This is a genomic window from Labrys neptuniae (assembly GCF_040797145.1).
Taxonomy (GTDB): Bacteria; Pseudomonadota; Alphaproteobacteria; order Rhizobiales; family Labraceae; genus Labrys; species Labrys neptuniae.
The window spans coordinates 139,788-155,091 of record NZ_JBFNQD010000001.1; the positions used below are offsets into that span (position 1 = coordinate 139,788).

At 63.0% G+C, this 15,304-nt stretch carries 11 protein-coding genes; 6 read left to right on the plus strand and 5 right to left on the minus strand.

From position 1 onward, the window contains the following. Positions 1-34: 34 nt before the first annotated feature. The gene (gene rnd / locus ABXS05_RS00625; protein WP_311938068.1) at positions 35-1,207 is read right to left on the minus strand and encodes a ribonuclease D; all 1,173 of its coding nucleotides are present in this window, start codon (positions 1,205-1,207) and stop codon (positions 35-37) included. 258 nt (positions 1,208-1,465) lie between these two features. On the opposite strand from rnd, the gene aspS reads away from it, so the two are divergent. Continuing rightward, complete coding sequence (gene aspS, locus ABXS05_RS00630) at positions 1,466-3,283, plus strand: aspartate--tRNA ligase (protein ID WP_367622565.1); 1,818 nt, start codon at positions 1,466-1,468, stop codon at positions 3,281-3,283. A gap of 193 nt (positions 3,284-3,476) precedes the next feature. After that, positions 3,477-5,798: an NADP-dependent malic enzyme gene (locus ABXS05_RS00635; protein ID WP_311938073.1), complete on the plus strand. Its 2,322-nt coding sequence runs from the start codon at positions 3,477-3,479 to the stop codon at positions 5,796-5,798. Positions 5,799-5,839: 41 nt separating this feature from the next. Here ABXS05_RS00635 and ABXS05_RS00640 read toward each other — a convergent pair whose 3' ends face one another. Together ABXS05_RS00640 and ABXS05_RS00645 are read right to left on the minus strand one after the other, a co-directional pair. Then, on the minus strand, positions 5,840-6,376 hold the full coding sequence (locus ABXS05_RS00640; protein ID WP_367622566.1) for a DUF1697 domain-containing protein: 537 nt from the start codon (positions 6,374-6,376) through the stop codon (positions 5,840-5,842). A 63-nt stretch (positions 6,377-6,439) separates the two neighbouring features. Further along, positions 6,440-7,339, minus strand: a complete 900-nt coding sequence (locus tag ABXS05_RS00645) for a sugar kinase (RefSeq protein ID WP_311938077.1) — start codon at positions 7,337-7,339, stop codon at positions 6,440-6,442. A gap of 475 nt (positions 7,340-7,814) precedes the next feature. Here ABXS05_RS00645 and ABXS05_RS00650 point away from each other — a divergent pair, with 475 nt between their 5' ends. Further along, positions 7,815-8,096, plus strand: coding sequence for a YMGG-like glycine zipper-containing protein (locus ABXS05_RS00650; RefSeq protein ID WP_105862901.1), 282 nt, complete (start codon positions 7,815-7,817; stop codon positions 8,094-8,096). Between the two features lie 186 nt (positions 8,097-8,282). Then, on the plus strand, positions 8,283-9,734 hold the full coding sequence (gene cls / locus ABXS05_RS00655; protein ID WP_311938079.1) for a cardiolipin synthase: 1,452 nt from the start codon (positions 8,283-8,285) through the stop codon (positions 9,732-9,734). On the opposite strand, the gene ABXS05_RS00660 is transcribed toward cls, so the two are convergent. Together ABXS05_RS00660 and ABXS05_RS00665 are read right to left on the minus strand one after the other, a co-directional pair. Then, a complete protein-coding gene (locus ABXS05_RS00660) occupies positions 9,718-10,905 on the minus strand; it encodes an MFS transporter (RefSeq protein WP_367622567.1) in 1,188 nt (395 codons plus the stop codon). The two genes, cls and ABXS05_RS00660, sit on opposite strands and share 17 nt — an antisense overlap. Further along, positions 10,898-11,683 (minus strand): DeoR/GlpR family DNA-binding transcription regulator, encoded by a 786-nt coding sequence (locus tag ABXS05_RS00665; RefSeq protein ID WP_311938083.1) that lies wholly within the window; start codon positions 11,681-11,683, stop codon positions 10,898-10,900. Before ABXS05_RS00665 ends, ABXS05_RS00660 begins: the two co-directional genes overlap by 8 nt. 186 nt (positions 11,684-11,869) lie before the next feature. Here ABXS05_RS00665 and ABXS05_RS00670 point away from each other — a divergent pair, with 186 nt between their 5' ends. Beyond that, positions 11,870-13,705, plus strand: coding sequence for an ABC transporter ATP-binding protein/permease (locus ABXS05_RS00670; protein ID WP_367622568.1), 1,836 nt, complete (start codon positions 11,870-11,872; stop codon positions 13,703-13,705). 101 nt (positions 13,706-13,806) lie between these two features. Then, positions 13,807-15,180, plus strand: a complete 1,374-nt coding sequence (locus ABXS05_RS00675; RefSeq protein ID WP_367622569.1) for a glucoamylase family protein — start codon at positions 13,807-13,809, stop codon at positions 15,178-15,180. The last annotated feature ends 124 nt before the right edge of the window (positions 15,181-15,304 follow it).

Consider the following 15,304-nt stretch of genomic DNA (forward strand, 5'->3'; position numbering starts at 1 on the left):
CACCCGGCTCATAGCGCAAGTCAATTACAGCCAGCTATCGGCTAATTGCCGCGACCTTGCCGCGTTCGATCGCCAGTGCCAGCTTGCCGTGCTTGAGGGCGAGCGCCTTCTCGCCGAACAGTTCGCGGCGCCAGCCATGCAGGGCTGGGACATCGGCTGTGTCACTGTCTGCGATCATGTCGAGATCGTCGGTGGTGGCGATCACCTTGGCGGCGACGCCCTGGCTTTCAGCCACCATCTTCAGCAGCACCTTGAGCAGTTCCACCGTCGCGCCGGCGCCATTGCTGGCGATCCGCGGCGGTGCCTGGCGTGGCAGGCTCGCTGGGTCTCGAGCCAGACCGGCCTTCACCGCTTCGATCAGGTCGAGGCCGGGGCGGGAGCGTTCCCATCCCTTCGGAATCATGCGGATACCGGCCAGCTTCTCCGGCGTGTCCGGGGCTTGCAGAGCGACTTCGGTGATGGCGTCGTCCTTGAGCACGCGCGAACGCGGCACGTTCTTCGACTGGGCCTCGCGCTCGCGCCAAGCTGCCACCTCGACCAGCACGGCAAGATCGCGCGGCTTGCGCACGCGTCCGCTTACCCGCCGCCAGGCGTCCTCCGGGGCCTGCCGATAGGTATCCGGCGAAGTCAGGACAGACATTTCGTCGCCGACCCAATGGCTCCTCTTTCTTTTCTCGAGCGACGCCGCAAGCTTGAGGTAGACGTCACGCAAATGGGTGACGTCCGAGACGGCGTAATTGATCTGGGCCTGGGTGAGGGGGCGCTTCGACCAGTCCGTGAAACGGGACGACTTGTCGATATGGGCGTTGGTGATGCGCTGGACCAATTGGTCATAGGCAATGGAGTCGCCATAGCCCAGCACCATGGCGGCGACCTGCGTGTCGAACAGCGGCGCGGGAATGAAGCCGGCGAGATGCCAGACGATCTCGATGTCCTGCCGGGCGGCGTGGAAGACCTTCAGCACCTTCTCGTTGCGCAGCAGCTCGAACAGGGGAGCAAGGTCTAGCCCCTCGGCCAGGGCGTCGATGACCACAGCCTCCTCGCGACTGGCAACCTGCACGACGCAGAGCTTGGGCCAAAAGGTGGTCTCACGCAGGAACTCGGTATCGACGGTAACGAACTCATGTGCGGCGAGGCGAGAGCAGGCTGCGGCGAGGTCCGGGGTTGTGGTGATGATGGCGACTGGGGAACTGGAGGATTGTGGCATGAATATGCTTATCGGGCACACGGCGCCACAAGGCAAGGATTTCGGCCTTAAATGCATGTTCAGGGCCTTGTTTGGCCCGGACAAGTCAAGCTGCTCCTTGACGGCGGCGGTGGCGTTGGGGTCTATGACCTCAAACTCCAGAGCAAGGCGCGTTTCGGCGAAAACGCACTTATACTCTGGCACCTTGGTTTGACGCGTCTTTGCGATTCTCGGTGATACCGTCCGATCGCAAAACACTTTGTCCGGAAAGACACGCCTATGCACCGTTATCGCTCTCACACCTGTGCTGATCTTCGCCTCGACCATGTCGGGCAGGACGTGCGGCTTTCCGGCTGGTGCCACCGCATCCGCGACCATGGTGGCCTGCTGTTCATCGACCTGCGCGACCATTACGGCCTGACCCAGTGCGTGGTCGATCCGGATTCGCCGGCCTTCAAGGTGGCGGAGACCCTGCGCTCGGAATGGGTCGTGCGCGTGGACGGCAAGCTGCGCAAGCGCCCCGAAGGCACCGAGAACCACGAGATGCCCACGGGCCTGGTGGAAGTCTACGTCACCGAGATCGAGGTGCTGGGACAGGCAGCCGAACTGCCGCTGCCCGTGTTCGGTGACCAGGACTATCCGGAAGAGACGCGCCTGAAATACCGCTTCCTGGATCTGAGGCGCGAGCGCATCCACAACAACATTATGCTGCGCGGCAAGGTGGTGGATGGCATGCGTACGCGCATGAAGGCGGCTGGCTTCAACGAGTTCCAGACGCCGATCCTGACGGCCTCCTCGCCGGAAGGCGCGCGCGACTTCCTGGTGCCCTCGCGTATCCATCCCGGCAAGTTCTACGCTCTGCCGCAGGCGCCTCAGCAATATAAGCAGCTGTTGATGATGGCGGGCTTCGACCGCTACTTCCAGATCGCTCCCTGCTTCCGCGACGAGGACCCGCGCGCCGACCGCCTGCCGGGCGAGTTCTACCAGCTCGACCTCGAAATGAGTTTCGTCACCCAGGAAGACGTCTTCGCTGCCGTCGAGCCGGTGATCACCGGCATCTTCGAGGAGTTCGGCAAGGGCAAGAGCGTCACCAAGGGCTGGCCGCGCATTCCCTATGCGGAGGCGCTGCGCAAATATGGTTCCGACAAGCCGGACCTGCGCAACCCGCTGATCATGCAGGAGGTCTCCGAGCATTTCCGAGGCTCGAACTTCAAGGTCTTCGCGCGCATGCTCGAAGACCCGGCCAACCAGGTCTGGGCCATCCCCGGACCGGGCGGTGGCCAGCGCACCTTCGCCGACCGCATGAATTCCTGGGCGCAGAGCGAAGGGCAGCCGGGCCTGGGCTACATCCTGTTCTTCGACAAGGCGACCGACGAGACGACGAAGCAGGCCGATCCCAATGCCGAAGGCATCGGCGCGCGCGGACCGATCGCCAACAATATCGGCCCGGAACGGGCCGAGGCGATCCGGCTGCAGCTCGGCCTGAAGGCCGGCGATGCCGCCTTCTTCGTCGCGGGCGATCCGAACAAGTTCTACAAGTTTGCCGGCGCCGCCCGCACCAAGGTGGGCACCGACCTCAAGCTGGTGGACGAGAGCCGTTTCGAGCTCGCCTGGATCGTCGACTTCCCGATGTTCGAGTGGAACGAGGACGAGAAGAAGGTCGATTTCTCGCACAACCCCTTCTCCATGCCGCAGGGCGGCCTCGATGCGCTCAACACCCAGGACCCGCTGACGCTGAAGGCCTATCAGTACGATATCGCCTGCAACGGCTTTGAAATTGCCTCCGGCGGCATCCGCAACCACAAGCCGGAAGCGATGGTGAAGGCCTTCGAGATTGCCGGCTATGGCGAGGAGACGGTGATCGAGCGCTTCGGCGGCATGTACCGGGCTTTCCAGTATGGCGCTCCGCCGCATGGCGGCATGGCGGCCGGCGTCGATCGCATCGTCATGTTGCTGGCGGGTGAACAGAATCTGCGCGAGATCTCGCTATTCCCGATGAACCAGCGCGCCGAAGACATCCTGATGGGTGCCCCCTCGGAAGCGACGCCCAAGCAGTTGCGCGAACTTCATATTCGTCTGAACGTCCAGGAAAAATAACAGTCTCGGGGCTGGCGGCCGTAATGGCATGCGCTAAAACGGAGAAAGCCGGGGCCGCGCAAGGCCCCGGACCAGAGCGTTTTACGATTTGAGGGGACTACCGAGAATCGCAACGACGCATTGAAACAAGGCGTTAGAGCAAAGCAGCGTTCGACGAATGCGCCTTGCCCTAGCCAACAGGACGGGAAACGCAATGTCAGATGTCCAGGCCGGCTCGGCAGCCCCTACGAACTCCTCGACCATGTCCGAGGATCTGCGGACCGGGGCACTGATCTACCACCGCTATCCCAAGCCGGGAAAACTGGAGATCCAGGCGACCAAGCCGCTCGGCAACCAGCGCGACCTCGCCCTGGCCTATTCTCCCGGCGTGGCGGCGGCCTGCGAGGCCATCCACGCCGATCCGCTCGAGGCCGCCAACCTGACGGCCCGCTCCAATCTCGTCGCCGTGGTCTCCAACGGCACCGCCGTGCTCGGCCTCGGCGATATCGGCCCGCTCGCCTCCAAGCCGGTAATGGAAGGCAAGGCGGTCCTGTTCAAGAAGTTCGCGGGCATCGACGTCTTCGACATCGAGATCGCTTCCAAGTCGATCGAGGAGATCGTCACCGTGGTCGCGGCGCTCGAGCCGACTTTCGGAGGCATCAACCTGGAAGACATCAAGGCGCCCGAGTGCTTCGAGGTCGAGCGCCTGCTGCGCGAGCGCATGGAGATCCCGGTCTTCCACGACGACCAGCATGGCACGGCCATCATCGTCGGCGCCGCCGTCCGCAACGGCCTCGAATTGGCCGGCAAGTCGATAGCCGACGTCAAGATCGTGGCGTCGGGGGCCGGCGCGGCCGCACTTGCCTGCCTCAACCTCCTGGTCTCGCTGGGCGCCAAGCGCGAGAACATCTTCATCTCCGACATCAAGGGCGTGGTCTATAAGGGCCGCACCGAGCTGATGGACCCCTGGAAGGACGTCTACGCCCAGGAGACCGAAGCGCGCACCCTCAACGACATCATCGAGGGAGCCGATATCTTCCTCGGCCTGTCCGCGGGCGGCGTGCTCAAGCCGGAGATGATCGCGCGCATGGCGCATAATCCGCTGATCATGGCGCTCGCCAATCCATTTCCGGAGATCATGCCGGAACTGGCCAAGGCGACCCGCCCGGATGCCATGATCTGTACCGGCCGCTCGGACTTCCCGAACCAGGTCAACAACGTCCTGTGCTTTCCCTACATCTTCCGTGGCGCCCTGGATTGCGGGGCCACCACCATCAACGAGGAGATGAAGCACGCGGCCGTCGAGGCGATTGCGGCGCTCGCCCGTGAGACGCCGTCGGATGTGGTCGCCCGTGCCTATGGTGGCGAAAGCCGCCGCTTCGGCGCCGATTCCCTTATTCCTTCGCCCTTCGATCCGCGCCTGATCCTGCGCATCGCTCCTGCCGTCGCGCGGGCCGCCCAGGAAACCGGCGTCGCGACCCGCCCGATCACCGACCTGGAAGCCTATGCCGAGAGCCTGACTCGCTTCGTCTTCCGCTCCGGCTTCGTGATGAAGCCGCTGTTCGCTGCCGCCAAGGCCGATCCCAAACGCGTGGTCTATGCCGAAGGCGAGGACGAGCGCGTGCTGCGTGCCGCCCAGGTGGTACTGGAAGAGGGGCTCGCCCGGCCCATCCTGATCGGGCGTCCCTCCGTGATCGAGACCCGTATCCAGCGTTTCGGCCTGACGATCAAGCCGGGGCATGATTTCGAGGTGATCGATCCGGCCGACGATCCGCGCTACAAGGATTACTGGTCGCTCTATCACCACCTGGCCGGGCGCGGCGGCGTTACCCAGGATACGGCGCGCACCATCGTGCGCTCGAATACATCAGTGATCGCCGCCCTGGCCCTGCATCGCGGCGATGCCGATGCGATGATCTGCGGGCTCGAAGGGGCCTATATGCGCCATCTGCGCTATGTCCGGCAGATCATCGGCCTGGCGCCCGGTGTGCGCGACTATTCGGCTCTTTCCCTGGTGCTGACCGCCAAGGGCGCCTTCTTCATCTGCGACACCCAGGTCAAGCCCGATCCCTGCGCGGAAGAGATCGCCGAAATGGCCATCCTGGCCGCCGAGCATGTCCGCCGCTTCGGCATCGACCCGAAGATCGCCCTGCTGTCGCATTCCGATTTCGGTTCTTACGACACCGACGCGGCCCGCAAGATGCGCAGGGCCCTGGAACTCCTGGTCGAGCAGCGTCCCGATCTGGAGGCAGACGGCGAGATGCAGGCAGATACGGCGCTGTCGGAAAGCCTGCGTGACCTCAAGCTGAGTTCCTCGCGGCTCCGGGGCGAGGCGAATGTGCTGGTGATGCCCAATTTGGATGCGGCCAACATCGCCTTCCAGCTTACCCGCATGCTGGCGGATGCCTTGCCCGTCGGTCCGATCCTGATCGGCGCCGCCAAGCCGGCCCATATCCTCAACCGTGCCGTGACCGTGCGCGGCGTGGTCAACATGACGGCGGTGGCCGTGGCAGAGGCGCAGGCCGCACAAGGCTGAAACCGAAGCGCCGGGATCGAAACAGCTCCCGGCGTCCCGCTTCAGGCCAGCATCTGGCCGAGGCCGCGTATGGTGTTCCAGTTGCGCGCAGTGCCGACGCCGAGCCGCTTGGTGGAAAGGGCGCCGGCAAGGCGACTTTCGCTCGGGCGCCCGGCGAAGGCGATCCAGAGATCGCCGCCGACCAGGGCAAGACGTTCGCCTCTATCGCAATAGCGTTCCAGCTTGACCAGGATGTCCTCGCCGAGCGGGGCTCGCATCAGGCGGGCGATGACAAGGCCGCCGTCGCGTTCGGCCTCGGCCGGGAATGGGTTGCCGGCAACGGTGCTCCGCCAGTTCTCGGCGCTGCGCACGATGATGTTGACATGTTTGCCGTAATGGCCGAGGAAGCCGGCCTCCAACCGGGCTTCGAGGACGGCGATGTCCTGTTCGGGCGCCTCGAAGACGAGATTGCCGGTCGAGGCCAGAGTGCGGGGACGATCAAAGCCGCATCCGGTGGCGATCGCGCGCAATTCCTCCATCACGACCCGCCGCTGTGGCGTCAGTACGATGCTGTAGAGGAGGGCGAGATAGCCGGCCATGGCGAAGGGCTCGTCGGGATGGTCCGGTGCGGGCCATGACGACCCGCCGGCTCACAAAGGCGATCAGGACGCGGCGACGGGCTGGAAGCGCGTTTCGATGGACTCCACATCCGCCCGGGTTGGCAGCTTGGCTTCGTTGCCGAGAAACTGAATCGCGTGGGTGGAGGCGCCGCGCGCGAAGCGGAAATGCTCCTCCCAGCGCGACAGCGGGCGGCTGAGATAGGAGTACATATAGGCGCCATGGAAGATGTCGCCGGCGCCGTTGGTATCCACCACCGAGGCCTTCGGCACGTTGAGGGCCGGCAGGCGCTGGACCTTGCCGCTCTCGTCATACCACAGCATGCCGCGCTCGCCGGCGGTCACCCCGGCGATCTTGCAGCCCTTGCCCTTGAGATAGTCGAGCATCTCGGTCTCGGTCAGGTTCATCTGCTCGCACAGGCGCTCGGCCACCACGGCGACATCGACATAGTTGAGCAATTCGTCGGTGTTGGAGCGCAGGCCGCCGCCATCGAGCGAAACCAGGCGCCCGAGCTTGCGGAATTCCTTGGCATAGTAGAGCGCGGCATCGGCCAGATGCCCGTCGAGATGCAGGGCGCGGCAATTGCCCAGATTGAGATGCGGATAGGGATGCAGGTAGTCGTCGTCACGCGCACGCACGATGGCGCGCTTGCCATCCTTGGGCATGATGAAGGAGAGCGATGAGCGCTTGACCTTGCGAGGATGGACGGAGATGCCGTATTTCGCCGCCATGTCCATGAACATGCGGCCGAGCCAGTCGTTCGAATTGGTGGTGATCAGGTCGGGGATCACGCCAAGCTTGGCGCAGCAGAAAGCGGCCGTCGTGGCGTTGCCGCCGAAAGCCACGGCATAGTCCTTGGCAACCGACTTTTCATCGCCGCGCGGCATGTCATCCGCAACGAAGGTCACGTCGATATAGGCATGGCCGATGAAGAGCGCTTCCATCGCTTGTCGCTCCAAACAAACTAGATCCTACAGCGTTTTGCGATTTGCGGGGCGCCAAGAATCGCAAAGACGCGCCTGGGTAACTGCCTCTAGAGCAAAGTGCGTTTCCGCTCAAACGCGCTTTGCTTCAGGATATCCCGCTTAATCGTCATGGCGCCCCGGCGCAAGCGGCCTTTCCGCACCTGCGAGAGAAGGATTGTTCATCGCCCGCGCGATCCCTTCGGAAAGGCACCGGTACACGGAAGGGAACTTGTCTTCGCCGTAGAAGTTTGTATGTCGGTGACATGCGTCATTTCGGTTGAGTCGGCAGTGAAATGCTCCGGCTTTGGCAGAAAGCGATGGCATCTGAAGCACGAGCTGTCCTTACGTAGTCATTCATCTCCGGTTCATGGTGTGCATGATGTAAGAATCGGGCTTTGCTCTCGGTTGTATCTGTATATGATCGATACGGATCGGCATCCACGGAGGATCTCCCATGAAGAAGCTTTTGATCGTAGCAGCTGCAGGGCTTTTGCTCGCGGGCTGCTCGGAATATTCGCGCGGTGACCGCGCGCTCGGTGGCGCTGCCATCGGTGCCGGCGGCGGTGCGCTGATCGGTGGCCTGGCCACCCGTTCGGCCGGCGGCGCCATCGTCGGCGGCGTGCTCGGCGGTGCTGCCGGTGCCATCGTCGGTGCCGAAACCACGCCGCGTGCTTGCACTCGTCGTTACTATGATTACTACGGCAACGTGCGGTATCGCCGCGTGCAGTGCCCGTAAGGGGTGAGATCCCTCGGAGAAAAGCGCGTTTTCACGAAAACGTACTTTGCTCTAGCTCCTCGTTTGGACGCGTCTTTGCGATGCTTGACGATTTCGTCAGATCGAAGAACGCTTTGAGGATCGCCATCTGACGCAAGTCACACCCACGCAGCCCGCTGCGTGGGTTTTTTCATGGAAAGGCCCGCCTTGTCGTTCTCCGATCTGACCTTGCCGGGTTTGAGCGTGTTGGCGTGGGCCTATTTCTATTCCGAATGGGCGGTCCGCCTCGTCATGATCGTGGTGGTGCCGTTCCGGCGCAATTCGGATGCGGCGCGCAGCTGGCTGCTGCTGGTGATGTTCCTGCCCTGGCCGGCCCTGCTGCTCTACCTCCTGATCGGGCGGGCCACCTATCCGCGCTGGCGGCGCAAGCGTTTCGAACGCCTTCCTGACATCCTGAGCCTGTCCGCCGAAAAGGTTCGCGAACTGACCGAAGTTTCACGCGAGCGGCTGCCGCGGCGCTTCACCCGTGCAGCGGTGCTGATCGAAAGAGTGGGCAAGCTGCCGGTCGTCGATGGCGCGAGAGTGGACTTCCTCGGCGATTATTCGCGGATGATCGATCGGCTGGTCTCCGATATCGACGCTGCCCAGCATCATGTCCACTTGCTGTTCTACATCTTCGCGGACGACGAAGTGGGGCAGAAGGTGATGCAAGCCCTCGGTCGTGCCCAGGCGCGTGGCGTGAAATGCCGCGTGCTCATCGATGCGATCGGCTCTCGGCCATGGGCACGCAGCGTGCTGACGACGCTTGCCGATTACGGTGTCGAGGCCCATCCCATCCTTCCGGTCACTTTCTTTCGGCGCAAGTCGGCGCGGGCGGACCTGCGCAACCACCGCAAGATTGCGGTGATGGACGGGCGGGTGGGCTATGCAGGGTCTCAGAACATCATTGCGGCCCGCACGGTGCTCGACATCTCGAACCAGGAACTGATGCTGCGCCTGGAAGGGCCGGTGGTGCTGGAATTGCAGGCCGTCTTCATCGCCGACTGGTTCCTGGAGACGGAGGAAGCGCTGCCGCTCGACAGCGTGATGTCGCCGACGCCGGCCTGCGGTACCCTGGCGATGCAGGTCCTGCCCAGCGGTCCGGACTATCGGGTGGGAGGGATCGAAAGCCTGATCGTCACCGCCATCCATTCGGCCCTGCAGCGTGTGGTGATCGTCACGCCCTATTTCATTCCCAGCGAGGCCGTTCACAAGGCGATGCAGATCGCCGTGCTGCGCGGCGTCGCCGTGCATCTGGTCGTTCCCAAGATTTCGGATCACCGCCTCGTGCGTTTCGCCCAGCAGTCCTATTATGGCGGATTGCTGGCTGCCGGCGTGAGCATCCACCTTTTCCGCGACAAGTTCCTGCATGCCAAGAATGTCTCGGTGGACACCGACGTCGCCCTGATCGGCTCGAGCAACATGGATATGCGTTCCTTCGTGCTGAACTCGGAGGTCACGGTGGTGATCTACGACCGCGAGGTCACGCTGCAATTGCGACGCATGCAGGATGACTACATCGCGGGCAGCGACCGGATGGAACTGGACAGATGGCGCCGGCGCCCCTGGATCCGCAAGGTCGCCGAAAATCTGGCGCGGCTGGTCAGCCCGCTTCTGTAGCCGGGCGACCCGAAGCGCCGCGTGGGGCACAGACAGGCGCCAGCAACGCAATGATCACGGTGAACACCGCTGCGACGTAGAAGATGCCGGCAAGCGTCGACACATGGGCAACGGTTCCGAGCAAGGGCGGCGCCGCCAGCAGGCCGGCATAACCCATGGTCGACACCGTTGCGATCTGCACTTCCGGGCGCGGCATGGCCCCGGCGGTGCTGAACAGGACCGGCACCACATTCGCAAAGCCGATGCCGGTCAAGCCGTAGCCGAGGATGGCGACATAGACATTGCCCGAAAGCGGTCCCATCAGGAGCCCGATCAAGGCGAGCAGACAGCCGCCTCGCACCAGATGAACGCCATCGACGTGACGGCGGATGGGATCGCCCAGGAAACGCACGCTTGCCATCGCCCCGGCGAAGACGGCATAGCCGACATTGGCCAATTCCTGGCCGGCTCCCAATTGTTCGCGCAGGAAGACGGCGGCCCAGTCCAGCACCACGCCCTCTCCGCTGAAGGCGAGCGCGGCCATCAGGCCGACCACGACCGCGAGGAAAGCCGGGCGCAGGGAAGGTGATTTGCCGGTGCCGGCGTCGGCAGTTGCAGCGACCTTGCCGGGAGCGAGGCCTCTCTGCCCCCAGGCAAAGATGACGGCCAGTGCCACCGTCACGATGAGCGCCTGGGAAGCGCCGTCGGTCCAGCGGAGCATCAGGGTGGCGATGCCAGCCCCGGTCAATCCGCCCAGACTCCACATGCCGTGGAACGACGACATATAGGGGCGGCCGACCTGCTTCTCGATCCTGGCGGCATCGGCATTCATCGCCACATCCATGCAGCCGCCGCTGGCGCCGAACAGGAAAACGATGCTGGAGAGCAGCCAGACGTCCGGCATGAGGGGGATGGCGGGCAGCAGGGCCAGGAAAATCACGCCGCTCAGCCGGATGAGAGCCGCGGTGCCGAGGCGCTGGATGATCCAGCCGCTGCCGGCCATGGCGAGCACGGCCCCGGCCCCGAGCATCAGCAGGACGATGCTCAGCACGATGGGATCGAGCCCCAGCCGCTCCTTGGCGAGAGGGATCTGCGTAGCCCAGACACCATAGAGAGCGCCATTGACGTAGAAGGTCGACGCCGTCGGGTGCCAGACCCGCCAGCCGGGCCGATAAGAGGATGTTTCAGACAAGATGGATCTCCACGCCACTTTCGCTGTAGCGCTGCAGAATGGTGTTCGAGCTCGCATTCTCGGTGACCATGCGATCGAGGCGAGCGAAGGGCATGACCTGATAGGTCGAGCGTGTGTCGAGCTTCTCGGCAGTGACCAAAGCCATCGTCGAGCGTGAGGCGGCGACCATGGCGCGCTTGAGATGGGCGTCGTCATGATCGACCACGGTCACGCCCTCGATCAGGTCGACGGCGCAGGCGCCCAGGAAACACAGATCGGGCTTGAGATAGGCGACCTGCTCCAGCGCGCCGGCGCCGCTGGCGCTGCGCGACTGGGTGTCGACCTGCCCGCCGATCAGCACCAGCTTGCCGATGCCGCGATCGAGCGCGGCGACGGCGATGTCGGGCGAGGGGGTGATCACGGTGAGGCCGGCCTCGACCGGAAGCTGGCGTGCCAGCATCAGATTGCTGGTGCTCTGGTCGAGCAGGACGACCATTCCCGGTTCGACGAAACGCAGGGCATAGGCCGCCAATTGCTTCTTCTGCGCCTCGTTGCTGATCAGGCGCCGATCAAATCGGTGTGAGGCGCGGGACTTGCGCAGGGCACCGCCATGCACGCGCTCGATCAGGCCGGCATCGGCAAGTTCCTTGAGGTCGCGGCGAATGGTGTCCTCCGACACCGCGAAATCCAGTGCCGCCTGGACAGAGGCGATGCGGCCGTCCTGTTCGATGCGCTGCAGGAGAAGACGCTGCCGCTCGGCAGGGATGAGGCCGGCATCGAGAAGGATGGAAGTTTCCATGGCAGGCTGGATCCAATGAACAGGCCGCTTATGTCCCTTGAGTGGGGGGAATGCAAGTATGAAAACGCACAAAGGCGCATAAACATGCGCACTCACGCATCGTGCCGGCTGTCGTACGCGTTACTCGCTTACCCTTGAGGATGACTCTGCCAGATGACCGGCTATAGTCGAGACGGAGAGTGATTCATGGTTGCACAATCCGGCGGGAAGCCTGCCGACGCGCCGAGCAACGAGCCGGACAAGCCTGGGCAGTCTGAGCAGTCGATGGGCGGGCTGCTGTTGCAGCTCAACATGATGGCCCGCGCCTTCGTTTCCTCGCCCCATCGCAACCAGTTGCTCCTGCTTCTCGTCGGGGTCGTCCTGGTGATTGCGGTCACCGGCTATTTCCAGATCCTGCTGAACGCTTGGAATCAACCCTTTTACGATGCCCTGGCCCGCAAGGACCTGGCACAGTTCCTCCAGCAACTCCTGGTCTTCATTGCGATTGCGGGTGGACTGCTGATCCTCAACGTCACCCAGACTTGGCTGAGCTGGATGGTCAAGCTCAAGCTGCGACAGGGGCTGGTGGAGGATCTCATCGGGCAGTGGATGCGGCCCCGCCGCGCGTTTCGTCTCGCCAATTCGAGTAAGATCGGCGTCAATCCGGATCAGCGCCTGCACGAGGACGCCCGCCACCTGACCGAATTGTCGACTGATCTCGGCATCGGACTCTTGTCAGCCTCGATCTATCTGGCGAGCTTCATCACGGTGCTGTGGAGTCTCTCCAGCGGTTTTGTCTTCAACGTCGAAGGCTACAGCTTCGCCATTCCAGGCTACATGGTCTGGGCCGCCTTGTTTTACGCCGTCACGGCTTCGCTGCTCTCGTGGCATGTCGGCGGTCCTCTGATCGGATTGAATGCGGATCGCTATGCGCGGGAGGCGGAATTCCGCTTTTCGCTGGTGCGGGTCAGTGAGCATGTCGATGCCATATCGCTGAACAACGGCGAAAAGGACGAGGAGCGCCAGCTCAATCTCGATCTCAAGGCTGTCCTGCAGGCAATGCGGCGGCTGGTAACGGCGACCGCCAGGCTCGCCTGGGTGACCTCCGGCTATGGCTGGTTCACCCAGGTCGCGCCGTTCCTGGTCGCCGCACCGATCTATTTTGCCGGGAACCTGACGTTCGGCGGCCTTATGGTGGCCGTTGGAGCCTTCAATCAGGTGCAATCGCAATTGCGCTGGTTCGTCGACAATTTCAACACCATTGCCGATTGGCGGGCCACGCTCTTGCGCGTGGCAAATTTCCGCTATGCCGTCACCAATATCGATATTCAACAAACGGAAGCCAGCCATATCGAGTTCACCGAGACCGACAATGACGGCATCCGCCTCGATGATCTGGTGATCGAAGCTTCGAGCGGGCACAGCCGCCTCAACGAAGACCATGTCCAGATCCAACCCGGCGAGCGGGTCTTGATCGTCAGCGAGGCCGGGGCGAACAAGACTCTGCTCTTTCGCACTCTGGCCGGTCTGTGGCCTTTCGGCTCAGGTCAGGTCAGCATTCCCAAGGGCGGGCAGGTCACCTTCATGCCGCGTCGTCCCTATCTGCCCCAGGGCACGTTGCGGCAGATCCTGTCCTATCCGCAGCCGGTGGCCAAGTTCGAGCAGGCCGATTTTGAACATGCTCTGTCCGCCGTGGGGCTTGGTCATCTGGCCGATGACCTCGACCGCAATGTGCGCTGGGACAAGGACCTCGCCGACGAGGAACAGCAGACGGTGGCTTTTGCCCGCCTCGCTCTGCAGCAGCCGACCTGGATCGTCATCGACGAAGCCCTGGAAGGTCTGGATGAGGGAACACGCGACAAGGTTTTCGCCATTTTCGAAAAGGATCTTGGCAAATCCACCATCATCCATATCGGCCGGCCCGGCTCCAAGGCCAGCTTCTTTCCACGTACTCTTCGGCTTCTCAATGACAGGACACAAGCGGACCGCGCGTCAGAGAAACCGGATCGGGATGAGGCGGACGAATCCAAAGGCAGTGTATAAAAAGACCATACTTTTCAAATAAATGTTCGCTTCTGTTGAAGCGTCTATCTAAAGATCGATCAGGCAGCCCTCATGGCTTGCAACGGGTGAAAGTCGGGACGATGGCAAAGGACAAGGCCGGCAAGAAGAAGCTCTCCAAGGGCGACAAGAAGATCGCGGCGGAGAAGGTGGATAAGGGCATGGCCAAGACTGAACCGGCTGGGCTCTACAAGGCCGCCGATCTCGTCAACCTGCCCGACGAGGAACTGCTGGAAGCCGTGCAGCGCCAGACCTTCCGTTTCTTCTGGGAGGGAGCGGAGCCGGTGAGCGGCATGGCCCGCGACCGTACCACCCGCACGATGGATACGCCCAACGACCTGGTGGCGATCGGCGGGACGGGTTTCGGCATCATGGCCATGATCGTGGCGATGGAACGAGGCTGGATCACCCGCGCCGAGGGCCTGGAACGGCTGACCAGAATCATCGACGTCATCGAGCCGACCACTTGTTTCCATGGCGCCTATTCGCATTTCATGCATGGCGAGACCGGCAAGGTCTGGCCCTTCAGCCGCAAGGATGATGGCGGCGACCTGGTCGAAACCGCTTTCCTGTTCCAGGGCCTGCTCTGCGCCCGCGAATATTTCGATACCGACACCCCCGCCGAGACCAGATTGCGCCAGCGCATCACCGGGCTATGGGGCGAGATCGAATGGAACTGGTATACGCAGGGGCGCCACGCGCTCTATTGGCACTGGAGCCCCAATAACGGCTTCGTGCTCGATCACGACATCCATGGCTGGAACGAGTGCCTGATCGCCTATGTGATGGCGGTATCGGCGCCGCGCTATCCCATCGATCCCGCCGCCTATCATCGTGGCTTCGCGGCCAGCAAGGATTTCGGGGCGCCGCGCAGCTATTACGACATCGAACTGCCGCTGGGCCCTGATCGCGGCGGGCCGCTGTTCTGGGCGCATTATTCCTTCCTGGGACTCGATCCTCGCGGCCTGAAGGACCGCTACGCCGATTACTGGCAGCAGAACGTGGCCCATACGATGATCAACCATCGCCATTGCGTACTCAATCCGCATGGCCACAAGGGCTATGGCCCCGATTGCTGGGGGCTGACGGCGAGCGATGATCCTGACGGCTATGCCGCCCATCAGCCGAGCGAAGACAATGGCGTGATCAGCCCGACGGCCGCCTTGTCGAGCTTTCCCTATGCGCCCAGGGAAGCCATGGCGGCGCTGCGCCACTTCCTCGCCAAATATGGCGACAAGGTCTGGGGGCGCTTCGGCTTCGTCGATGCCTTCAGCGAGGAACGGGACTGGTTCGCCGACACCTTCCTGTCGATCGACCAGGGCCCGATCATCGTGATGATCGAGAACTATCGCACCGGCCTGATCTGGAACCTGTTCATGCGCGTTCCGGAGATCCAGGCCGGTCTGCGTAAGCTCGGCTTCGAAAGCCCCCATTTCAAGGCAGATGCGGGAGCCTGAACGCGGCAGCGTCAGCCAAGCGCAGGTGAGGTTTGCCATTGCCGAGCTTGACCCGGCAATCCAGCTTCTTTTTGCCGTGGTTTCTGGATAGCCGGGTCAAGCCCGGCAATGGCAAATCGGGCGT

Coding starts and splice junctions, on each gene's coding strand:
- ABXS05_RS00650 (WP_105862901.1), top strand. CDS start 7,815: ATGAAGAAGCTTTTGATCGTAGCAGCTGCAGGGCTTTTGCTCGCGGGC.
- ABXS05_RS00670 (WP_367622568.1), top strand. CDS start 11,870: ATGGTTGCACAATCCGGCGGGAAGCCTGCCGACGCGCCGAGCAACGAG.
- rnd (WP_311938068.1), bottom strand. CDS start 1,207: ATGCCACAATCCTCCAGTTCCCCAGTCGCCATCATCACCACAACCCCG.
- ABXS05_RS00640 (WP_367622566.1), bottom strand. CDS start 6,376: ATGGCCGGCTATCTCGCCCTCCTCTACAGCATCGTACTGACGCCACAG.
- ABXS05_RS00635 (WP_311938073.1), top strand. CDS start 3,477: ATGTCAGATGTCCAGGCCGGCTCGGCAGCCCCTACGAACTCCTCGACC.
- ABXS05_RS00645 (WP_311938077.1), bottom strand. CDS start 7,339: ATGGAAGCGCTCTTCATCGGCCATGCCTATATCGACGTGACCTTCGTT.
- aspS (WP_367622565.1), top strand. CDS start 1,466: ATGCACCGTTATCGCTCTCACACCTGTGCTGATCTTCGCCTCGACCAT.
- ABXS05_RS00665 (WP_311938083.1), bottom strand. CDS start 11,683: ATGGAAACTTCCATCCTTCTCGATGCCGGCCTCATCCCTGCCGAGCGG.
- ABXS05_RS00675 (WP_367622569.1), top strand. CDS start 13,807: ATGGCAAAGGACAAGGCCGGCAAGAAGAAGCTCTCCAAGGGCGACAAG.